Annotated in this window: 24 protein-coding genes and 1 pseudogene; 8 read left to right on the top strand and 17 right to left on the bottom strand. The window is 74.1% G+C overall.

Going from position 1 to position 21008, the window contains the following annotated elements:
- Window positions 1-3: 3 nt before the first annotated feature.
- The 8 genes from CFLA_RS13165 to CFLA_RS13200 form a co-directional block, all read right to left on the bottom strand.
- Entirely contained in the window at window positions 4-594 is a 591-nt protein-coding gene (locus CFLA_RS13165; protein WP_148234365.1) for a hypothetical protein, read from the bottom strand.
- Between the two features lie 200 nt (window positions 595-794).
- Complete coding sequence (locus tag CFLA_RS13170; protein WP_013117829.1) at window positions 795-1481, bottom strand: DedA family protein; 687 nt, start codon at window positions 1479-1481, stop codon at window positions 795-797.
- Between the two features lie 94 nt (window positions 1482-1575).
- On the bottom strand, window positions 1576-2370 hold the full coding sequence (locus tag CFLA_RS13175) for a glutamine amidotransferase (protein ID WP_013117830.1): 795 nt from the start codon (window positions 2368-2370) through the stop codon (window positions 1576-1578).
- Window positions 2370-3062 carry a peptide deformylase gene (locus CFLA_RS13180; RefSeq protein ID WP_013117831.1) on the bottom strand — a complete coding sequence of 231 codons (693 nt, stop codon included), beginning with the start codon at window positions 3060-3062 and terminating at the stop codon, window positions 2370-2372. The genes CFLA_RS13175 and CFLA_RS13180 overlap by 1 nt, the downstream gene beginning before the upstream one ends.
- 48 nt (window positions 3063-3110) lie before the next feature.
- On the bottom strand, window positions 3111-4457 hold the full coding sequence (gene glmM / locus CFLA_RS13185) for a phosphoglucosamine mutase (protein ID WP_013117832.1): 1347 nt from the start codon (window positions 4455-4457) through the stop codon (window positions 3111-3113).
- 220 nt (window positions 4458-4677) lie between these two features.
- Window positions 4678-5166, bottom strand: a complete 489-nt coding sequence (rpsI, locus tag CFLA_RS13190) for a 30S ribosomal protein S9 (protein WP_013117833.1) — start codon at window positions 5164-5166, stop codon at window positions 4678-4680.
- Window positions 5167-5210: 44 nt separating this feature from the next.
- Window positions 5211-5654 (bottom strand): 50S ribosomal protein L13, encoded by a 444-nt coding sequence (gene rplM, locus CFLA_RS13195; protein ID WP_013117834.1) that lies wholly within the window; start codon window positions 5652-5654, stop codon window positions 5211-5213.
- Between the two features lie 246 nt (window positions 5655-5900).
- Entirely contained in the window at window positions 5901-7577 is a 1677-nt protein-coding gene (locus CFLA_RS13200) for an ABC-F family ATP-binding cassette domain-containing protein (RefSeq protein WP_013117835.1), read from the bottom strand.
- A gap of 160 nt (window positions 7578-7737) precedes the next feature.
- Here CFLA_RS13200 and CFLA_RS13205 point away from each other — a divergent pair, with 160 nt between their 5' ends.
- Genes CFLA_RS13205 through CFLA_RS13225 form a run of 5 tightly spaced genes read left to right on the top strand, consistent with a single transcriptional unit; the run spans window position 7738 to window position 13003 of the window.
- Window positions 7738-9663 carry a glycosyltransferase family 2 protein gene (locus tag CFLA_RS13205; protein ID WP_013117836.1) on the top strand — a complete coding sequence of 642 codons (1926 nt, stop codon included), beginning with the start codon at window positions 7738-7740 and terminating at the stop codon, window positions 9661-9663.
- A complete protein-coding gene (locus CFLA_RS13210) occupies window positions 9663-9998 on the top strand; it encodes an STAS domain-containing protein (protein WP_013117837.1) in 336 nt (111 codons plus the stop codon). The genes CFLA_RS13205 and CFLA_RS13210 overlap by 1 nt, the downstream gene beginning before the upstream one ends.
- Complete coding sequence (locus CFLA_RS13215) at window positions 9979-10404, top strand: ATP-binding protein (protein WP_013117838.1); 426 nt, start codon at window positions 9979-9981, stop codon at window positions 10402-10404. Before CFLA_RS13210 ends, CFLA_RS13215 begins: the two co-directional genes overlap by 20 nt.
- Window positions 10401-12458 (top strand): SpoIIE family protein phosphatase, encoded by a 2058-nt coding sequence (locus CFLA_RS13220; protein WP_013117839.1) that lies wholly within the window; start codon window positions 10401-10403, stop codon window positions 12456-12458. The genes CFLA_RS13215 and CFLA_RS13220 overlap by 4 nt, the downstream gene beginning before the upstream one ends.
- 50 nt (window positions 12459-12508) lie before the next feature.
- The gene (locus tag CFLA_RS13225; protein WP_043600822.1) at window positions 12509-13003 is read left to right on the top strand and encodes a DUF5709 domain-containing protein; all 495 of its coding nucleotides are present in this window, start codon (window positions 12509-12511) and stop codon (window positions 13001-13003) included.
- A 4-nt stretch (window positions 13004-13007) separates the two neighbouring features.
- On the opposite strand, the gene truA is transcribed toward CFLA_RS13225, so the two are convergent.
- Window positions 13008-13928: a tRNA pseudouridine(38-40) synthase TruA gene (gene truA, locus CFLA_RS13230; RefSeq protein WP_013117841.1), complete on the bottom strand. Its 921-nt coding sequence runs from the start codon at window positions 13926-13928 to the stop codon at window positions 13008-13010.
- A gap of 26 nt (window positions 13929-13954) precedes the next feature.
- On the opposite strand from truA, the gene CFLA_RS13235 reads away from it, so the two are divergent.
- The gene (locus tag CFLA_RS13235; RefSeq protein WP_013117842.1) at window positions 13955-14728 is read left to right on the top strand and encodes an ROK family protein; all 774 of its coding nucleotides are present in this window, start codon (window positions 13955-13957) and stop codon (window positions 14726-14728) included.
- Window positions 14729-14778: 50 nt separating this feature from the next.
- On the opposite strand, the pseudogene CFLA_RS20955 reads toward CFLA_RS13235, so the two are convergent.
- A pseudogene (locus CFLA_RS20955) lies at window positions 14779-15444 on the bottom strand (alpha/beta fold hydrolase); the annotation flags it as partial.
- A gap of 232 nt (window positions 15445-15676) precedes the next feature.
- Between CFLA_RS20955 and CFLA_RS13245 the strand changes: the two are divergent.
- Together CFLA_RS13245 and CFLA_RS13250 are read left to right on the top strand one after the other, a co-directional pair.
- The gene (locus tag CFLA_RS13245) at window positions 15677-16045 is read left to right on the top strand and encodes a hypothetical protein (protein ID WP_013117843.1); all 369 of its coding nucleotides are present in this window, start codon (window positions 15677-15679) and stop codon (window positions 16043-16045) included.
- 20 nt (window positions 16046-16065) lie between these two features.
- Window positions 16066-16539 carry a hypothetical protein gene (locus CFLA_RS13250; protein ID WP_013117844.1) on the top strand — a complete coding sequence of 158 codons (474 nt, stop codon included), beginning with the start codon at window positions 16066-16068 and terminating at the stop codon, window positions 16537-16539.
- Between the two features lie 137 nt (window positions 16540-16676).
- Here the strand turns inward: CFLA_RS13250 and rplQ are convergent, their stop codons facing one another.
- The 7 genes from rplQ to map all read right to left on the bottom strand — a co-directional run bounded on the left by rplQ (window position 16677) and on the right by map (window position 21002).
- Window positions 16677-17183, bottom strand: coding sequence for a 50S ribosomal protein L17 (gene rplQ / locus CFLA_RS13255; RefSeq protein ID WP_013117845.1), 507 nt, complete (start codon window positions 17181-17183; stop codon window positions 16677-16679).
- A gap of 79 nt (window positions 17184-17262) precedes the next feature.
- Window positions 17263-18276 carry a DNA-directed RNA polymerase subunit alpha gene (locus CFLA_RS13260; protein WP_013117846.1) on the bottom strand — a complete coding sequence of 338 codons (1014 nt, stop codon included), beginning with the start codon at window positions 18274-18276 and terminating at the stop codon, window positions 17263-17265.
- Between the two features lie 210 nt (window positions 18277-18486).
- On the bottom strand, window positions 18487-18888 hold the full coding sequence (gene rpsK / locus CFLA_RS13265) for a 30S ribosomal protein S11 (protein ID WP_013117847.1): 402 nt from the start codon (window positions 18886-18888) through the stop codon (window positions 18487-18489).
- A 77-nt stretch (window positions 18889-18965) separates the two neighbouring features.
- Window positions 18966-19346, bottom strand: a complete 381-nt coding sequence (rpsM, locus tag CFLA_RS13270; protein WP_013117848.1) for a 30S ribosomal protein S13 — start codon at window positions 19344-19346, stop codon at window positions 18966-18968.
- Between the two features lie 169 nt (window positions 19347-19515).
- Window positions 19516-19629, bottom strand: a complete 114-nt coding sequence (rpmJ, locus tag CFLA_RS13275) for a 50S ribosomal protein L36 (RefSeq protein ID WP_013117849.1) — start codon at window positions 19627-19629, stop codon at window positions 19516-19518.
- Window positions 19630-19696: 67 nt separating this feature from the next.
- On the bottom strand, window positions 19697-19918 hold the full coding sequence (infA, locus tag CFLA_RS13280; RefSeq protein ID WP_012867920.1) for a translation initiation factor IF-1: 222 nt from the start codon (window positions 19916-19918) through the stop codon (window positions 19697-19699).
- Window positions 19919-20168: 250 nt separating this feature from the next.
- Window positions 20169-21002 carry a type I methionyl aminopeptidase gene (gene map, locus CFLA_RS13285; RefSeq protein ID WP_013117850.1) on the bottom strand — a complete coding sequence of 278 codons (834 nt, stop codon included), beginning with the start codon at window positions 21000-21002 and terminating at the stop codon, window positions 20169-20171.
- Between the last annotated feature and the right edge of the window lie 6 nt (window positions 21003-21008).

A 21008-nucleotide genomic window follows, 5' to 3' on the forward strand; every position in this document is an offset into this window, starting at 1 on the left:
CCGTCAGGGCGTGGTGGGCGTGGTCTCCTGCGCGAGGGGCGGCACGGTGACCGGCTGCACGAGCTCGACGGGGTGCTCCGTGCGGTGGACGACGTCGAGCCCGCCGAGCGCCGCCGCGACGCCCTCGCTGCCGCACGCGGCCTCGCGCGGCAGCAGCACGGCCTCGCCCCACGCGTCGACGAGCCAGACCTGCGGCACGACTCCGGGCTCGCAGACCCCCGGGGCCGGCGTGCGGGTCACGAGGTCGACGACCGGGTCGAGGTCTCCCTCGAGCCGGGTGGCGGTGACGGCCCACCACCGCCCCGAGGAGTCGCGCAGGGTCTCACCGCGGTCGCACACGAGGGCGGCCTCGGCGACGAAGTCGCCGGGCGGCAGACCCCGGGTGGCGGTCACGTCGGGTGCGTCGGCGCTCAGCGACCGGTCGAGCGTGAGGCCGAGCGCGTCGAGGACGTCGGCGTCGAGGCACGTCGCGTCCGTGCGGACCTCGGCCGTGCGCACGGGCTGCGCCGCGACGGTCTGGCCGCAGCCGGCGAGCGCGAGCACGGCGAGCGCCACCGCCGCACGTCCCGCCGCTGCCCGCACGTCGACCTCCACCGTCCCGTCCCCGCGCGCACGCCCGACGGACCCCCGCTGCACGCGGAGGCCTCGCGGTCGGCGGGGAGGGCGACGTCCACGTCACCCTGGTGCGAGCGTAGGTCGCGCCGCACGCGCCGGCGCCCCCGTGCACCAGGTCGATACCGGATCGTTGTCACACGGTGGGTTTCGTGAGGTCATCGTGACCTCCGACAGTGCGGTCAGGCCGCCGGGGCCTCTCCCTCGTCGGCGGCGACCCGGACACCCGGCACCAGGACCGGCTGCGCCTCGGCCGCGGGCGCGCCGGGCGCGGCCGGCGCCTCGATCCGCAACCAACGTCGCAGCACCCAGTCGACGACCAGCCCGATGACGAACCCGCCGACCACCCCGGCGACCACGCCGACGACCGGCGAGTGCCCCAGGACGGTGCCGGTCCCGATGCCGATGAGCGTCGAGTAGCACGCCCACGTCACCGCGGCGACAGCGGTCAGCCCGACGAACCGGCGCCGGGAGAAGCCCAGCGCGCCCGCCGTCATGTTGACCGCGACCCGACCGACCGGGATGTAGCGCGCCGCGATGATGAACGCCGCCCCGCGGTCGCGAAGCGCGCGCTCCGCCCAGTCGAGCAGGGCCTGACCGCGCCGGCCGCGGAACCCGCGCAGCTCGCGGATGCGCACCGCGCGGCCGATCTGGAAGGCGACCTGGTCACCCGTGAAGGCCCCGAGGGCCGCGACGACGACCACGGCCCACAGCACCGGGCTGCCGGTCGAGGTCGACAACGACGCGAGCGCGATGACGAGGGACTCGCTGGGGACGGGAGGGAAGAACCCGTCGACCGTCGCGAACCCGAACAGCGCCGCGAAGACCCACGGCGACGCCGCGAGATCGAGTGCCCACTGCTCGAGCACGTGCCCTCCCCTCGTCGCGCCCACCACCGCAGGAGGCCGACGTGACCCACGTTAGGTGCGCAGCACGCCCGTGCACATGGGGTATTCCCCCGAATCAGCCCTGAGCGGAGCGGATCTCGTCCCTCAGGACGGGCGCGGCAGGGCCGGACTCCCCCCGGGGGTGGAGGTACCGCTCGACGAACGCGCGCAGCACCGCGGGCACCGTGCGCACGCCGCTGCCGCGCGCGTCCGCCACGACCTGCGCCGCCTCGTCGGGCGCGAAGTAGCCGGCGTACCGGTACGCCTCGACGCGCGTCGCGAGGCCGTCGGCGTCGAGCTCGGGGTGGAACTGCGTCGCATAGACGTGACGCCCGACCCGGAACGCCTGCACCGGGGCCGTCGCGGAGCTCGCCAGCAGCACCGCGCCGGGGGGCAGCGCGCTCAGCCCCTCCTTGTGCCCCACGAACACGTCGAAGCGCGGCGGTGCCACCCCCAGGACGGGATCGGCCCGCCCTGCTGCCGTCAGCTCGACGGTGACGGCACCGACGGGCTCCGGGTGGGCGCGGTCGACCACGCCCCCCTGGTGCCGACCGAGCGTGCCGATCCCGTAGCAGGCGCCGAAGAACGGGACGTCCGCCGGGACCACGGCGTCGAGGAGCCGCGACAGGTCCGCCTCGACACGGCGCTGCACGGCCGACTTGGCGTCCTCGGGGTCGCTCACGCAGAACGGCCCGCCGCCCAGGATGACGCCCGACCAGGGGTCGAGGTCGACGTCCCCGAGCGGACGCGCCTCGAGCCGCACACGGTGCAGCATCGCCTCGTCCAGGCCCGTGCAGCGCAGCATCGCCGCGTACTCGTCGTCCGCGGGAGCGTCCTCCGGGCGGACGCCCAGGAACAGGAACGGCCGCATCACGCCTCCTCCCCGGCACCTCCTCGTGCCGTGCGCGGCAGGTCGAAGCCGAGCGCCCGCGCCGCCTCGCGCGGGACCGGCTCCGCACCCCAGTGTGCCCCCCAGGCGTCCGTCGCGGACAGCGAACGGGTCAGCGCGCGGTCGAGGTACAGCGTGCCGTGCAGATGGTCCGTCTCGTGCTGGACGATCCGCGCAGGCCAGCCCGTGACGACCTCGTCGAGCGTCGCTCCCGTCTCGTCGAGGCCCGTGAGGTGCACCGCGCGCTGCCGGGGCACGACCGCCTGGTACCCCTCGACGCTCAGGCAGCCCTCGTAGAACGCCACCAGCTCGTCCCCGGCCGGCGCGTACGTCGGGTTGACGAGGACGCGGTAGGGCAGCACGGGACGCTCGCGCACCCGCGCCGCCTCGCCGTCGCCCGTTCCGGGGTCCTCGACCACCGCGAGCGCGAGCGGCAGCCCGATCTGCGGGGCCGCGAGCCCGACCCCCGGGGCGGCCCGCATCGTGCGGTGCAGGAGCGCCAGGAGCTCGGTGAGCTCGGCGTCGTCGACCTGCCCGTCGTACGGTCGCGCCATCGCGCGCAGCACCGGGTGCCCGGCCTGCACGATGGGCGCGACCGCGTCGGGCCCCGCGGCGCGCGCCGCGTCGAGCGTGCGGCGCACGAGGTCCTGCACGACCTGGTCGACGTCGGTCATCGTGTCTCCTCCCGGACGCCCCGGACCCCCGGCCCGGGTGCTGCGGCCCTACAGCGCGAGGCGCTCCCGCACGACGTCGGCCAGGCCCTGCGCGACCCGGTCGGCCTCGTCCTGCGTCGCGGCCTCGACCATGACGCGCACGAGCGGCTCGGTGCCGGAGGGACGCAGCAGCACGCGTCCGGTCTCCCCGAGCCCGGCCTCCGCGGCCGCGACGGCCTCCACCAGGACCGGGTCGTCCGTGCGGGTGCGGTCGACCCCCGGCACGTTGACGAGGATCTGCGGCAGTCGGCGCACGATCCCCGCGAGCTCGGCGAGCGGGCGACCGGTCTCCACGACGCGCGCCGCGAGGTGCAGCGCCGTGAGCAGGCCGTCACCGGTCGTCGCGTGCTCGGACATGATGATGTGGCCGGACTGCTCGCCGCCCAGGCCGTACCCGCCGGCGCGCATCGCCTCGAGCACGTAGCGGTCGCCGACGCCCGTCTCGACGGTGGCGATGCCCGCGTCGCGCATCGCCAGACGCAGGCCGAGGTTGCTCATCACGGTCGTCACGAGCGTCTTGTGCGGCAGCTCACCGCGCTCGTGCAGCGCGACGGCGAGCACGCCCATGATCTGGTCACCGTCGACGAGGCTGCCGCTCGCGTCGACCGCGAGGCAACGGTCCGCGTCCCCGTCGAGCGCGACGCCGAGGTCGGCGCGCGCCGCGACGACCGCGGCCTGGAGCTGCTCGGGGTGCGTCGAGCCGCACGCCTCGTTGATGTTGCGCCCGTCGGGCGACGCGTTGATGACGACGACGTCCGCCCCGGCCTCGCGCAGCGCCACGGGCCCGACCTCGCTGGCCGCGCCGTTCGCGCAGTCCACGACGATGCGCAAGCCCTCGAGCCGCGTGCCGATCGTGCCGACGAGGTGGTCGACGTACTGCTGGCCGGCCAGGGCCACGTCCGTGCGGATGCGTCCGACGTCGGCGCCGAGTGGTCGCTCCCAGTCCTCGCCGAGCCGTGCCTCGATGGCCGCCTCGACGTCGTCGTCGAGCTTCTGGCCGCCGCGGGCGAGGAACTTGATGCCGTTGTCCGGCATGGGGTTGTGCGACGCGGACAGCACGACGCCGATGTCGACGCCGCGTGCCGCGGTGAGGTAGGCGACGGCGGGCGTCGGCAGCACCCCGACGTTGTCGACGTCCACACCCGCGGACGCGAGGCCCGCGGCCACGGCCGCCGACAGGAACTCGCCCGACGCGCGCGGATCGCGTCCGACGATCGCACGCGGGCGGTGCCCCGCGAAGTCGCCCCGTGAGGCCAGCACGTGCGCCGCGGCGACGGACACGTCGAGCGCGACCTCCGCCGTGACGTCCCGGTTCGCCAGGCCGCGCACCCCGTCGGTCCCGAACAGTCGACCCATCCTGCGACTCCTTCGTCCCGCCGGCCCCGCACCGCCCCCCTCCGGGACGCCGGGCCGGCCCTGTCCTGTGATCATCTGCCGAGGGCGGCACGTCGGCGCGGCGACACCGCGGCACGACGCGGGCGGGCCGACACTGCGGTACGGCGAGCGCCCGTGGCCCGGCATGCCGATGGCCCCGGCGGTCTGTCGACCGCCGAGGCCATCGGGCCGCAGCGCTGGGTCAGCGCTTCGAGTACTGCGGCGCCTTGCGGGCCTTCTTGAGACCCGCCTTCTTGCGCTCGACGACGCGGGCGTCACGCGTGAGGAAGCCGGCCTTCTTGAGCGCCGGGCGGTTGTTCTCGGCATCGATCGCGTTGAGCGCGCGGGCGATGCCCAGGCGCAGCGCGCCGGCCTGGCCGGAGACGCCACCACCCGTGATGCGCGCGACGACGTCGAAGCGACCCTCGACGTCCACGAGCTTCAGCGGGGAGTTGACGAGCTGCTGGTGCACCTTGTTCGGGAAGTAGTCCTCGAGGGTGCGGCCGTTGATCTTCCACTGGCCGGTGCCGGGCACCAGGCGGACGCGGGCGACCGCCTCCTTGCGACGGCCGAGCGCCTGGCCCGGGGCCGTCAGCGACTGGCCACGGCCGGTCGGCGCAGCGGTCTCGGAGGTGTAGCTGGTGGGCGTGTCGTCGCCCTCGTAGTCGGTCTCGACGGTGGTCTGAGCCACGGGATCCTCGCGTTCTGGGTTTCTTCGCCGCAGCAGCCGGGGGCTTACTGCGCCACCTGGGTGAGCTCGAACGGCTTCGGCTGCTGGGCCGCGTGCGGGTGCTCCGCACCGCGGTAGACCTTGAGCTTGCTGAGCTGTCCACGACCGAGGGTCGTGTGGGGCAGCATGCCGCGGACGGCCTTCTCGATGGCCCGCTCGGGGTGCTTCTCGAGGAGGTCGGCGTAGCGGGTCGCCCGCAGACCACCCGGGTAGCCGGAGTGGCGGTAGGCGAGCTTGGTCTCGCGCTTGTTGCCGGTGAGCGCGACCTTCTCCGCGTTGATGACGATGACGAAGTCGCCGCCGTCGACGTGGGGAGCGAAGGTCGCCTTGTGCTTGCCGCGCAGCAGCGTGGCCACGTGGCTGGCCAGGCGGCCGAGCACGACGTCGGTCGCGTCGATGACGTACCAGTTCCGCTCGACGTCGCCGGGCTTCGGGGTGTACGTGCGCACGGGTGCCTCTGTCTCGTGATGCGTGTCATGGTCGGGCGCACGGGGGCGCCGACCGAGGATGGCTGCCGGAGCATCCCGCCCGGCGAGTGGGATCGCACCAGGACGGCCATCGGCACCCGGTGGTGAGAAGCCACCGGTGCGCGACAGGGGACGCACAACGACGCACCAGAGTACCCGGCGCCGCACCGGCAGGCAAAACACGTGACCAGGGTCTCGCGGGCGACCTCACGATCCCCGCGGCCGCACTCACCGTACGCGCTGCACGCGCCCCGCGTCCCACACGGGCTCCGGCGTCTCGACGACCGACCCGTCGGCCCCGAACACCAGGAAGCGGTCGAACGTGCGGGTGAACCACCGGTCGTGCGTCACGGCCAGGACCGCCCCGTCGAACGCCGCGAGGCCGACCTCGAGCGCCTCCGCGGAGTGCAGGTCGAGGTTGTCGGTCGGCTCGTCGAGCAGCAGCAGGGTCGCCCCGCCGAGCTCCAGCAGGAGGATCTGCAGGCGCGCCTGCTGACCGCCCGAGAGCGTCTCGTACGGCTGCTCCGCCGCACCGACGAGCTCGTACCGGTCGAGCGCACGGCTCGCCGCCTCGCGCCCGAGCCCCGGTCGCTGACCGTCGCCGCGGTGCAGGATCTCCAGCAGCGTGCGCCCGACGAGCTCGGGGTGCGTGTGGTTCTGCGCGAACCACCCGGGCCGCACGCGCGAACCCAGCACCACGGACCCGGTGTGCGTCACGGGCGCCACCGGCACGTCCCCCGCGGGCGCGTGCTCCGGGTCGGACCCGCCGGCCGCCAGCAGCCGCAGGAAGTGCGACTTCCCCGAGCCGTTCGAGCCGAGCACCGCCACCCGTTCGCCGTACCAGACCTCGAGGTCGAACGGCTTCATCAGACCCGTGAGCTCCAGGTCGGTCGCCACCACCGCGCGCTTGGCCGTCCGGCCGCCGCGCAGCCGGACCTTCACGTGCTGCTCGCGCCCGACCACCGCGGGCGGGCCCGCCGCCTCGAACTTCCGCAGCCGCGTCTGAGCCGCCTGGTAGCGCGACGACATGCCGTCGTTGAACGTGGCCTTCTGCTTGAGCGTCGCGACGAGCTCGCGCAGCTGGACGTGCTCCTCCTCCCAGCGGCGCAGCAGCTCCTCGTGACGCGCGCGCCGGTCCGCGCGCGCCTGCGCGTAGGTGGCGAACCCGCCGCCGTGCACCCACACCCGCGCCCCGCCGGGGGTCGGCTCGAGCGTCGCGACGTGGGTGGCGACGCGTGCCAGCAGCTCGCGGTCGTGGCTGACGAACAGCACGGTCCGGCCGCTGCCGATGAGCCGGTCCTCGAGCCACCGCTTGGTGGGCACGTCGAGCGCGTTGTCCGGCTCGTCGAGGAGGAGCACCTCGTCCGGGCCGCGCAGCAGCGCCTCGAGCACCAGGCGCTTCTGCTCGCCGCCGGACAACGTGCGCACGTAGCGGTGCTGCGCGCGCTCGAACGGCAGCGACAGCACCGCCTCGGTCACCCGGTCCCAGCCGGCCTCGGCCTCGTACCCGCCGACGTCGGCCCAGTCCGCGAGCGCCTGCGCGTACCGCATCTGCGTCGGCTCGTCGTCGACCTCCATCATCCCCAGCTCGGCGGCCGTCAGCTCCGCGGCCGCCGCGCGCACGGCGGGCGGCGCGAGGTCCGCCAGCAGGTCGCGGACGCTGCGCTCGTCATGGATCCGCCCCACGTCCTGGCGCATGACGCCGAGCCCGCCGCTGCGCTGCACCGACCCCGCGTGCGCCGGGGTGTCGCCCGTGACGATCCGCAGGAGGGTCGACTTGCCGACGCCGTTGGGCCCGACGAGCGCGACACGCGCGCCGTCGCCCACCCGGAACGTGACGTCCCGCAGGAGAGGACGGCCGTCGGGGAGGGTGAAGCCGACGCCGCCGACGTCGAGATGACCCATGCGCCGAGTGTCCCCGACCCGGTGCTGCCCGACCAGAGGATTCCTGCCGGGGCCAGGCCAGGCCCGGACCACACCGCGGGGCGGGTGAAGCCGCGCCCGGCACGCCCACGGGCCGCGCGATCGCGCCGGGCGGCGGATAACGTCGACGGAAGGGGGTCCTGTGAGTCGTCTGCTCGTCATCCGCACGCTCGTCGTGATGACGCTCGCGCTCGGGTGGTCGTACGTCCTGTGGCGCTGGTTCGCGTCGCTCAACCTGTCCGCGTGGTGGATCGCGGTGCCGCTGGTCCTCGCGGAGACGTACTCGCTCGTCGACGTGAGCCTGTTCGGGATCACCATGTGGCGCGCGCGCACCCGCGGCGAACCGCCGCCCCCCGAGCCCGGCACCACCGTCGACGTCTTCATCACGACGTACGACGAGCCGATCGACCTCGTCATGCGCACCGCGCTGGCCGCGCAGCGCATCAGGTACCCCCACCGCACGTGGATCCTCGACGACGGCGCCCGGCCCGCGCTGCGCGACGCCGCCCTCGCGGCCCGGATCGGCTACCTCGTGCGGTCGCGGGAGTGGGCCGGGCGGCCACGCCACGCCAAGGCCGGCAACCTCAACAACGCGCTCATGGCGACCGACGGCGAGCTGATCCTCGTGCTGGACGCGGACCAGGTCCCGGAGCCCACCATCCTCGACCGCACGGTCGGCTACTTCACCGACCCGCAGGTGGCGATCGTGCAGACCCCGCAGGTGTTCGACAACGTGCCCGTGTCCGACCCGCTCGGCAGCCAGGCGCCCCTCTTCTACGGTCCGATCATGCAGGGCAAGGACGGCTGGAACGGCGCGTTCTTCTGCGGCTCGAACGCGGTCCTGCGGCGCGACGCCCTCATGCACCTCGGCCTCGTCGGGTACGTCGAGGCGTCACGGCAGGCCGTGCGACGCGCCTTGCGGACGTCCCGCACCGTCCTCGCACGGGCCGCCCGGAGCGCCGACGCACCGGTCGCAGCGGCACTGACCGCCGTGCGCGACGGGGCCGGCCGTGCGCTGGACCGGCTCGACGCGGGCGAGCCCCTGGGACCGGTGACGTACGACTTCCAGCGCCAGGTCGACGCCACCTCGGGCACGCTCGTCAGCGCGGACGTCGAGGCGATGCGGGAGGACCTGCGCCAGATCGCCGAGCTGCGCGGCGACGACGAGACGCTCGCCCTCGACGACTCCGTCCTCACGCGACTGGCGGCACGGGACTGGTCGCCGCTCGGCGCCCTGGAGTCGGTGCGCGACCTGCTGCGCACCGTCGACGTCGACCGCGTCGACGAGGCGCAGCCGCTGCAGCCGGTGGCCACGGTGTCCGTGACCGAGGACATGGCCACGGCGATGAGCCTGCACGCCCTCGGCTGGCGCACCGTCTACCACCACGAGACGCTCGCGCACGGTCTGGCGCCGGAGGACCTGCCGACCATGCTCACCCAGCGGCTGCGCTGGGCCCAGGGCACCGTCCAGACGATGCTGCGGCGCAACCCGTGGCAGGTCCGTGGCCTGCGGCTCGGTCAGCGGCTCATGTACTCGGCCACGATGTGGAGCTACTTCGCCGGGTTCGCGGCGGTCGTCTACCTCGTGGCGCCCGTGCTCTTCCTCTGCTTCGGCGTCAAGCCCGTGACCGCGTGGAGCGTGGACTTCTTCGCGCGGTTCATCCCCTTCCTCGTGGCGAGCCAGCTGCTCTTCGTCGTCGTGGCCCGTGGGCTGACCACCTGGCGCGGGCAGCAGTACGCGCTCGCCCTGTTCCCGGTGTGGATCCGCGCGACGCTCACCGCCGCGGCCAACGTGTGGTTCGGCCGCCCCCTCGAGTTCGCCGTGACCCGCAAGGACGGCCGCTCGACCGACGTCGCGTGGCGGCGCGTGCTCCCGCAGCTCGTCGCCATGACCGTCCTGGCGGCCGCGGTCCCCGTCGGGCTCGTGCGCGCAGGGCTGGGGCTGTCCGCGTGGAGCGGGACGCTCGTCAACGTCTGCTGGGTGGTCTACGACCTCGTCGTGCTGAGCGTCGTGGTCCAGGCCCTGCGGTACCGCGGGTACCGCGCCACCACGGAAGGAGAAGGGTGATGGAGGTCGATCTGGAGCTGCGCGACCCCGGGGCGGCGGTCCTGCGCGTCACGGGACGGCTCACGATGCTCGGGGCGGCGCAGCTGCGCACCACCGTCGACCGGGCGGTGGACACGGGGCACCCCCTGGTGGTGGTCGACCTCGCCGAGGTGCCCTTCATGGACTCCTCGGGGCTCGGTGCGCTCGTCGGCGGTCTGCGCGCCGCTCGCGCCGCGAGCGGCGACCTGCGGATCGCGGCGCCCTGCGAGCAGGTCCGCACGGTGCTCGAGCTCACCACCATGGACAAGGTGCTGCGGCCCTACGCAGCGGTGGACGATGCACTCCGCGGCGCCTGAACCGGCCGAGATCGTCGTGACGCGCTGCGTCGCGCCGGTCGACATCGAACGCCTCCAGGAGGCCCTCGACCCGCTGCGCTCGGTGACGGGCGTCCCGCCCCGGGACCTCATCCTGTTCGAGACGGCGCTCGTCGAGATCATCGGCAACATCGTGCAGACCGGCGAGGGCAGCACGATGTTCGACGCCGTCGTGACGGTGCGGCTGTGGCCGGGCGACCGGCTCGAGGCGGAGCTGCGGGACAACGGGACCCCGGCCGACGTCGACCTGCACCGCCCCCTGCCGGACGCGATGCAGGAGCACGGGCGCGGCCTCCCGCTGGCCCGCAGCGCGCTCGACGAGCTGCGGTACGACCCCGGTGACCCCAACCGGTGGCTGCTGGTACGACGGCTGCGGCAGGGCACATGAGCCTGGCGTCCGCGCGCGCCCCGGGGACCACCCGTCCGGGACCGGACGTCGCGTGGCGGGTGACGGCCGCCTACGCCGCGGTCTTCGCCGTCGCGGCGGTCCTGGGCCGACTCTTCCAGGCCGACCGCATCAGCCTGCTCTGGCCGGCGGCGGGCGTGCTGGTGCTGTGGGCGCTGGCGCGCTCCGGCGGGCGCCGGCGGTGGGTCGACCTGGCCGCCGTGGCCGTGCTGAGCGTCGTCGCCGTCCTCGTCACGGGGGGCACGGTGCTCGAGGGGTGCGCGCTCGCCGCCGGCCAGGTCGTCCAGGCCGTGGTCTCGCTGGCACTCCTCGAGCGGTCCGCCACGCTGCGGGCCGGGCGCGGGCTGCGCGCGCTGCGGCACGTCGAGGACCTGTGGCTGCTCGTGGCGGCGGCACTCGTCGCGTCGACGGCCTCGCCGCTGGCGACCCAGGTGGTGCTCGAGCTCGGTGGCGCGTCGTTGCCCTGGTCCTCCGTGGTGCCACGGGCCGTGCGCAACGCCGCGAGCGTGCTGGTGATCGTGCCGGTCGGACTCGCGCTCGTCGAGCTGGCGCTGAGCCCGCGACGGCGGGCGCGTCCGCGGCCGGGCCGGCTGCGGACCGGCAGGATCATCGAGCACAGCGCGGCGCTGTGCCTCGTCCCCCTGACGTACGTGGCGTGGTTCTGGGTGCAGGAGCTGCCGCTCATCTTCCCCCTCCTGGTGATCACGGTGTGGGCCGGCGCACGGATGCGGACGTGGTTCGTGCTGGTGCACGACACGGTCGCCGCGGTCGCCGCGGTCGCGTTCACGATCGCGGGAGCCGGCCCCTTCGCCACCGTCGGCGAGGGGTGGATCGAGGTCGTCCTCGCCCAGCTGTACGTGGGCATCGTCTGCACGATCGGCCTGGCGCTCGCCCTGGCGCGCGACGAGCGGGTCCGTCTCGCCCGCGACGCCGCCCGCGCGAGGGACGCCGCCCGGGCCCAGGCCGACCTCCTCGCGACCGTCGTCGACACCATGACCGAAGGCGTCAGCGTCGTCCACGCCGACGGGCGGATCATCCTGCGGAACCCCCGCGCGTCCGAGCTGCTCGGGGTCGACCGGAGCGTCGCGGGCAGCGTCGGCAGCACCGGGGAGCACGGCCTGCTGCGGCTCGACGGCGGCCCTCTCCCCGACGCCGAGCTGCCCTACCGTCGCGCCCTGACGGACGGCGTGGTGCGCGACCTCCTGCTGCGTCGTGCCGCAGCGGACGCCCACGGCGAGACCCGGATCCTCGCGTTCAACTCCACCACGCTCCCCGGTGACGACGACGTGGTCGTCACGGTCGTCCGGGACGTCACCGCCGAGCGCCGCGAGCTCGAGCACGCCGCCCAGGTGCAGGCGCGGTTCGCCCCCGAGCGCACGCCGTCCGTCCCCGGGTACGAGGTGGCCGCCCGGGTGCTGTCCGCCGGCATGGTGGGCGGGGACTTCTACGACTGGGAGACGGTCGACGGCCGGCTCACCGTCGCGCTCGCCGACGTCATGGGCAAGGGATTGGGAGCGGCGATCCTCGCGGCGGCCGCCCGCACGGCGCTGCGGGCACGGCCGCATGACGCCGACCTCGGCGACGCGGTCTGGGCCGCGGAGCGGACCATCACCGACGACCTGCGCCGCACCGGTGCCTTCGTGACCGCGTTCGTCGCCCAGCTCGACCCCGGGGCGCACCGGCTCGAGTACGTCGACGCCGGGCACGGGCTGGCGTTCGTCGCACGTGTCGCGACCGGGCAGGTCGAGCGCCTCCCGGCGACGGGTCCGCCGCTCGGCGTCCTGACCGACCTGGGACGGGAGTCCCGTTCGGTGACGCTGCACCCCGGGGACCTGCTCGTGGCGGTGAGCGACGGCATGCTGGACGCCCTCGGCGGCGCGATCGAGGACCTCGGTGCCGTCGAGGACGTCCTGCGCGCCGACGGCACGGCCGACGAGGTCGTCAGCGCGCTGCTCGCGCTCGTGCGGGTCGACCGCGAGGTCGTCGACGACGTGACCGTCGTGGCGCTGCGCCGGCACGCCGACACCCGTCGGTGACCGCCCCGCTGCTGTGGCGGCTCGTCGTGAGCGGTGCTTGGCTCGAGGGCATGAGCGAGAACACCCCAGCCACCAGCACCGACCCGGCTCTCGGCAGCGAGGGCGACAGCAACCAGCTCCCCGGTGAGGACACCCTGGTCGAGCGCGGCGTGGACGACAGCCTCGACGAGGGGTACACGCTGCCCGACCGCCCGCGACCCGCCGTCGCGCACTTCGGCGAGACCGCGTGGGAGGAGTCCCGCGGCGAGACGCTCGACCAGCGCGTCGCGCAGGAGGAGCCCGAGGTGTGGGAGGTCGACGCCGCGCCGCCCGCGCACCGCGACGAGCTGCGCGCCGGTCGCCTCGTCGCGGACGACGACGCCGTCGAGGCGCACGGCACCGACGGGTTCGCGATCGACGCCGGGGTCGCCGGTGGCGCCGCGTCCGCCGAGGAGGCCGCCGTGCACCTCGTCGAGGAGGACCACTACGTCGGCGCGCCCGCCACCGACGACGACGACGAGGTGACGGCCGAGGACGTCGGCGGGGTCGACGACTACCTGCGCTGACGTCTCAGCAGCACTCGCGCGGCGCACCGTCCACGTCGTGGGCGCTGCGCCGCGCGCGCGTCTGCTCCGCGCGGCGCGCGAGCTCGCCGTCCGACGGGTAGCCGACGTCCTCGAGCGTGAGACCCTGCGGCGCCACGACCGTGGCACCCCCCTGCCGGGTGCGGGCGTCGAGCAGGTCGCGCGGCCAGGTCACCGGGCGCCGCCCCTCGCCCACGGCGAGGCTCGCGCCGACGAGCGCGCGGACCATCGAGTGGCAGAACGCGTCGGCCTGCACGTGCGCGACGACCAGTCCGGCATCCGGCCCGTCCACGGGGCGCGTCCACGTGAACTCCTCGAGCGTGCGGATCGTCGTCGCGTCGGGGCGCGGCTTGCAGTACGCCGCGAAGTCGTGCCGACCCACGAGGGAGCGCGCGGCCGCGTCCATCGCGGCCACGTCCAGCGCCCGCCGGTGCCACAGCACCCAGCCGCGGCGCAACGGGTCACGTGTCCCCTCGCTGTCGCACACCCGGTACGCGTAGCGGCGGCGCAGCGCCGAGAAGCGCGCGTCGAAGCCCTCGGGCGCGTGGCGCACGGCGTGCACGACGACGTCGGGCGGGAGGATCCCGGCGAGGCGCGTGCCCAGGACGTCCACAGCCGCGCGGTCGGAGCGCCCGCGCGCCGCCGCGAGCGCGTCCGGCACGACGTCGACGTGCGCGACCTGCCCGCGCGCGTGCACGCCGGCGTCGGTGCGTCCCGCGACGGTCACCCGCGGGCGCGGCTCACCGCGCGGTCCGCTGCGCAGCACCGTCGCGAGCGCGTCCTCGAGCTCGCCCTGCACGGTGCGCAGCCCGGGCTGACGCGCCCAGCCGGCGAACCCGCCGCCGTCGTACGCGAGGTCGAGGCGCAGTCGCACGGTGCGTGTCTCCTCGCCGTCCACGGCCCCCACGGTAGCCGCCGGGCTACCGTGGCACGGTGCCCCACCCGTCCGAGCCGTCCACCCTCGCCGTCGACTGCGGCGGCAGCGGCATCAAGGCGTCCGTCCTCGACGCCGCCGGCACCCTGCACGCCCCCGCCGTCCGCGTCCCCACGCCGTACCCGCTGCCGCCGGACCGGCTGGCGGAGACGATCGCGCAGATCGCGACGCGCCTGCCCACCGCGCAGCGCGCGACCGTCGGCGTGCCGGGCATGATCCGCCACGGCGTCGTCGTCGCCACACCGCACTACGTCACCCGCTCCGGGCCGCGCAGCGCCGTGCTGCCCGAGCTGCGCGACGCGTGGGTCGGGTGCGACGTGCAGGCGTTGCTGACCGCGCGTCTCGGTGTGCCGACGCTCGTGCTCAACGACGCCGAGGTGCACGGCGCGGGCGTCGTCGCCGGGACGGGCCTGGAGCTCGTGCTGACCCTCGGGACGGGCCTGGGCTCCGCGCTGTTCGACGGCGGACGGCTCGCGCCGCACCTCGAGCTGTCGCACGCCCCCGTGCGGTGGGGCACGACGTACGACGCGTACGTCGGCGAGCACGAGCGCGCCCGGCTCGGCGACGGGCTGTGGTCGCGCCGCGTCCGCAGGGTCGTCGAGGGCTTCCGCCCCGTCTTCCACTGGGACCGCCTCTACCTCGGCGGCGGCAACTCCCGGCGCATCACGCCCGCGACGCTCGAGCGGCTCGGCGACGACGTCGTCGTCGTGCCGAACCAGGCGGGCATCGTCGGCGGCGTGCGCGCGTGGGAGCTGGTCGAGCGCGAGCGCTGAGCGGCCGGGGCGTCGAGGACCTCGAGCAGCACGCGCGTGAAGCGCACGGGCTGCACGAGGCTCACGAGGTGGGTCGCTCCGGGCACGACGACGAGGTGCCCGTCGCGGCACGCCGCGAGGAACCGTCGCTCGTCGGCGCGGAAGTGGTCGAAGCGCCCGTTGACGAGCCACACCGGTGCCTCGACGCGGGCCAGGTCCGCCAGGGGCGTCGCCTCACGCATGGCGCGCATGGTGTCGCCGACGACGTCGAGCGCGAACCCGCCGGCCGCGACGTCGATGGCGCTCTGGCGGGGCAGCGTGCGGTCGACCAGTGCCTGGTTGATCGCCGCACCGCGGTCGGGCAGCCGCGCGAAGACCTGGTCGGCGGCGGTCCCCCAGGCCCGCAGCACCACCGTGCGGGGCACGGTGCAGCACGCCGCCGCGACGAGCTCGACGACCTGCTCCGGGTGCCGGGCGGCGTGGGCGATGGCGACGTAGCCGCCGAGCGACAGCCCGACGACGAGCGCGCGTCCCCCGAGCGCGTCGACACCGTCCTGCACGGCGCGCATGGCGCCGTCCCACGTGAACGACTCCGCCGTGCGCGCGCCGTGGCCCGGGAGGTCGACCGCCAGGGCGCGGTGGCCGGCGTGCTCGAGCGCCTCGACCTGGGCACGCCACATCGTGCGTGAGGCGCGCAGGCCGTGGACGAGCAGCACCGGTGTCGACGACATCGCCATGCTCCGACGCTACCCCCGCGGCGGACGGGTGACATCGCCGGCGCGGTCTGGGTGAAACCACTCGCCGACTCGTCCGGTACGGGTGGGGCGAACCAGCGCAGGACGCCGCCAACCTGGCGAACGCGCCAGTTGCCGATTCAACGGGGCGTCGCGACCATCGAGTGTCGGCCCGCTGTCGTGCCCCGCCCCACCCCGTCACCCCTCCAGCACCCTCGTCGACGAAGGACACCTCATGACCACTCCGGACGCCGCCCTCACCCGCACGCTCGAGCTCGAGGGCGCGCTCGCCGTCGCGCTGGTCGACTACGGCAGCGGCATGGCCCTCGCCACGCGGACCAACGTGCCCTTCGACCTCGAGCTCGCCGCCGCGGTCAACACCGAGGTCATCCGCGCCAAGCTGCGTGCGATCGAGAGCCTCGGCCTCGACGAGACGATCGAGGACATCCTCATCACCCTCACGGGCCAGTACCACCTCATCCGCATCGCGTCGCGACCCGGCCTGACGGGCGTGTTCTCCTACCTGGTGCTCGACCGTGCGCGTGCCAACCTCGCCCTCGCACGTCGCGCGCTCAAGCAGCTCGAGGACGACATCGACCTCTGACCGACCCCACCACCACCGACATGGACGACCCCGTCCGCCACGTCCTCGAGCGCCTGCACGACGCGCTCGAGGACGTCGCGCACGCGCTGCTGCTCGATCCTGTCGAGCGCGCGGTCGTCGCGGACGACGGCGCCCCGGCGCACCTGCTGGCGGGGGCACGGTCGATCGTGACGGCGCTCGACGCCGTGGTCGCCACCGACGCACGGGCCAGCGCGATCGTCGACGCCGGCGACGCGACGCTCTACGCCGTGCACCTGGCAGGCGGCCTCGCGGCCGTCCTCGTCGGGCCGGCCGCGTGGAACGTCGCCCTCGCTCGCCGTACCGCCGACCCCCTGCTCGGTGAGCTCCTCACCGACGAGCTCGCCGAGCTGGTGCGGCGGCCTGCACGACCCACGGCGACGGCGGCCACCCCTCCCGGCGGGACACCGGGGACGGGCACCCGCGCCCAGGCGCTGCGTGCCGACGCGATCCGCCACGTCGCCCGCGGTGACTGACGCGGACGCGCCCGCGACTGGTCGGCACCCACCCGGCACCGCCGCCCGGGACGGCACGAGGCCCGCACACCGTGACGGTGTGCGGGCCTCGTCGTCTCGCGGTGGCCAGGCGACGCCCGGCCACTTCTCGCGCTCGGTCAGGCCTTGTCGGCGGGCGCGTCCTCGACGGGGGCGTCCTCGACGGGCGCGTCCTCGACCGGCTTCTCCGCGGCGGGCGCGGCCTTCTTGCTCGCGGCCCGCTCGGTGGCCTTGGTGGCCTCCTTGACGACGGCCTGCTTCGGCGACAGCGGCTCGAGGACGAGCTCGATGACGGCCATGGGGGCGTTGTCGCCCTTGCGCGGACCGATCTTGGTGATGCGCGTGTAGCCGCCCTGGCGGTCGGCCACGGCCGGCGCGATCTCCGTGAACAGGGCGTGGACCACGCCCTTGTCCTTGACGACCGTCAGCACGCGGCGACGCGCGTGCAGGTCGCCGCGCTTGGCGAACGTGATGAGGCGCTCGGCCAGCGGACGCAGGCGCTTGGCCTTCGTCTCGGTGGTCGTGATCCGCCGGTGCTCGAACAGCGCCGTCGCGAGGTTCGCGAGGATGAGCCGCTCGTGCGCCGGGCTACCACCGAGCCGGGGACCCTTGGTGGGCGTGGGCATGGTCTCTACTCCTTGGTTCTGCGATGAGGGCGACGTCCCGTGACCGGCGCGTCAGCGCGCGCTCCCGGGAGCACCTGCGTCAGTACTGCTCGTCCTCGACGAAGTCGGTCTCGTCGTCCCCGTAGTAGCCACCGGCCGCCGAGGGGTCGAAGTCCAGCGGGCTGTCCTTGAGCGTCAGGCCCAGCTCGGCCAGCTTCTCCTTGACCTCGGTGATCGACTTCGCACCGAAGTTGCGGATGTCCAGCAGGTCCGCCTCGGACCGCGCCACGAGCTCGCCCACCGAGTGGATCCCCTCGCGCTTGAGGCAGTTGTACGAGCGGATCGTCAGCTGCAGGTCCTCGATCGGCAGCGCCAGGTCCGCGGCCAGCGCGGCGTCGGTCGGCGACGGGCCGATCTCGATGCCCTCGGCCTCGACGTTGAGCTCACGCGCCAGACCGAACAGCTCGACCAGCGTGCGGCCGGCGGACGCGAGCGCGTCGCGCGGGCTGATCGCCGGCTTCGACTCGACGTCGACGATGAGCTTGTCGAAGTCGGTGCGCTGCTCGACACGGGTCGCCTCGACCTTGTAGGTGACCTTGAGGACCGGCGAGTAGATCGAGTCGATCGGGATGCGCCCGATCTCGGCGTCGAACGACTTGTTCTGGTTGGCCGACACGTAGCCACGGCCGCGCTCGACGGTCAGCTCGATCTCGAGCTTGCCCTTCTCGTTCAGCGTGGCCAGGTGCAGCTCGGGGTTGTGCACCTCGACGCCGGCGGGCGGGACGATGTCCGCACCGGTGACCTCACCCGCGCCCTGCTTGCGCAGGTACATCACGACCGGCTCGTCGTTCTCCGAGGAGACGACGAGGTTCTTGATGTTGAGGATGATCTCGGTGACGTCCTCCTTGACCCCGGGGATCGTGGAGAACTCGTGCAGCACACCGTCGATCCGGATCGACGTCACAGCGGCGCCGGGGATCGAGGACAGGAGCGTCCGGCGCAGGGAGTTGCCGAGGGTGTAGCCGAAGCCCGGCTCGAGGGGCTCGATGGAGAACCGCGAACGGTGCTCCGAGATGACCTCTTCGGTCAGGGTGGGACGCTGTGCGATCAGCACGGTGTGTTTCCTCTCCGCGAGCGTCCGCCATATGACGCTGTCGCAGGTACTACGTGCCCGGACGTGCCTCGGTCCGCAGGTCTGGGCGAGAGTGCTGGGTGGTCCGACGTCCCGCCGCGCGGACCGCACCGGGAGGTGACGGTCGTGTGCGCGGCGGACGTGCGAGAGCCGGGACGGGTACCACGGGGCACCGTCCCGGCCCGACGCGGGTCAGACGCGGCGACGCTTGGGCGGACGGCAGCCGTTGTGGGCCTGCGGCGTCACGTCCTGGATCGAGCCGACCTCGAGGCCGGTGGCCTGCAGCGAGCGGATCGCCGTCTCACGGCCCGAGCCGGGGCCCTTGACGAAGACGTCGACCTTGCGCATGCCGTGCTCCTGGGCACGACGCGCGGCGGCCTCGGCGGCGAGCTGCGCGGCGAACGGCGTCGACTTGCGCGAGCCCTTGAAGCCCACCTGGCCCGACGACGCCCAGGCGATCACGGCGCCGGACGGGTCGGTGATGGACACGATGGTGTTGTTGAACGTGCTCTTGATGTGCGCCTGGCCGTGGGAGACGTTCTTCTTCTCCTTGCGGCGCGGCTTGCGCACGGCGGTACGGGACTTGGGAGGCATGTCTTCTTCTCTCGGGGTCTGCGGGTCGGTGGGCCGACGGGCGGGCGGTCAGCGGCAGGCGCGACCGGCCCGCGACGTCACTTGCGCCCGGCCTTCTTCTTGCCGGCGACGGTGCGCTTGGGGCCCTTGCGGGTACGCGCGTTGGTCTTGGTGCGCTGACCACGCACCGGGAGGCCGCGGCGGTGACGCAGACCCTCGTAGGAGCCGATCTCGACCTTGCGGCGGATGTCGGCGGCGATCTCGCGGCGGAGGTCACCCTCGAGCTTGAAGCTGCCGTCGAGGAAGTCGCGGAGAGCGACGAGCTGGGCGTCGTCCAGGTCCTTGACCCGGACGTCGGGGCTGATGCCCGTGGCGGCCAGGGCCTGGTGCGCACGCGTGCGCCCGACCCCGAAGATGTACGTGAGGGCGACCTCGACCCGCTTGTCGCGGGGAAGGTCGACACCGATGAGACGTGCCATGTGCCGGTGACTCCTGTACTGCGCTCGGAGGTCTGCCGCACCGTCCTCCCGCGGATCTGCGGGCCCCAGCCTCCGAGCTGGGGGTTCGCCGTGACGCACGCCCGGGGGCGGTGTCACGGAGTGGCGGTGCGCTTGCTGCCCCTGCCGTGGGGCGGGTGGTGCCGGCTGCTCAGCCCTGGCGCTGCTTGTGGCGCAGGTTCTCGCAGATCACCTGGACGCGACCGTGCCGGCGGATCACCTTGCACTTGTCGCAGATCTTCTTGACGCTCGGCTTGACCTTCATCGCGTTCGTTCCTCCGCCGCCGCACACCGGGCCCAGGGCCCGACCGACGGCGTCTCGATGGTGGTGGTTACTTGTAGCGGTAGACGATGCGCCCGCGGGACAGGTCGTACGGGCTGAGCTCGACGACCACCCGGTCCTCGGGGAGGATCCGGATGTAGTGCTGGCGCATCTTGCCCGAGATGTGGGCGAGCACCTTGTGGCCGTTCGCGAGCTCCACGCGGAACATCGCGTTGGGCAGCGCTTCGACAACGCTGCCCTCGATCTCGATGACGCCGTCCTTCTTGGCCATGTCCTCCGCTAACTGTCGTGCTCGACTTGCCCTGCCGGTGGTCGTGCCACCACCCTGCCCGTCCGAGGACGTGGCGGATCCGCACGAGATCGTGCGGTGCGATCATGGGGTGACTGGTCGCCGAACGAACGGCGCACACAACCAACGAACGATCATACGGCATCCGGGGCATGCTCGGTACCGCTCGGCGGGCGTCCTGCGTCACGGGTCGGACCGGGCGCCCGCGCCCGACGGCCCGCAGCGCGAGCCGTCAGAGGGACGCGACCTCGACGCCGAGCCCGCGCAGCCGCGCCGCACCGCCGTCGCGTGCCGTGAGCACGACGACCCCGCCCTCGAGGACGGCCACCGTGTGCTCCCAGTGCGCGGCACGGGACCCGTCGTCGGTGACGACGGTCCAGTCGTCGGCGAGCGTGTGGTTCGCCTGGTCCCCGCGCACGAGCATCGGCTCGACCGCCACGCACAGGCCCGGGCGCAGCTTCAGGCCTCGATCACGGGTCCGGTAGTTCGGGACGTCCGGCGGCTGGTGCATCGACGTGCCGATGCCGTGACCGACGTAGTCCTCGACGATGCCGAGCGGCGTCCCTCCCGTGCGGGCGGCGGCGGCCTCCACGACATCCTCGACGGCCTCGCCGACGGCGCCGAGCCGGTCGCTCGTGGCCAGGGCGGCGATACCGGCCCACATGGCGTCCTCGGTGGTGCGTACGAGCTCGAGGTCCTGCGGGTCGGCCGGGTCGAGCACGACGGAGAAGGCGGAGTCGCCGTGCCAACCGTCGACGACCGCGCCGCAGTCCACGGACACGACGTCACCGGGCTGCAGCACGCGCGCCCCGGGGATGCCGTGCACGATCTCGTCGTTGACGGAGATGCACAGCGACGCCGGGTACCCGTGGTACCCGAGGAACGACGGGGTCGCGCCGGCGGACGTGATGACGTCCTCCGCGACCGCGTCGAGCCGGGCGGTCGTCACGCCCGGCGCGAGGGCCGCCCGCACCGCGTCGAGCGCGTCCGCGACGACGAGGCCCGCACGCCGCATGAGCGCGACCTGCTCGGGCGTCTTGTACTCGACGCGCTCCCGACCGAACACGACCGC

This window comes from Cellulomonas flavigena DSM 20109, from assembly GCF_000092865.1.
Classification (GTDB): domain Bacteria; phylum Actinomycetota; class Actinomycetes; order Actinomycetales; family Cellulomonadaceae; genus Cellulomonas; species Cellulomonas flavigena.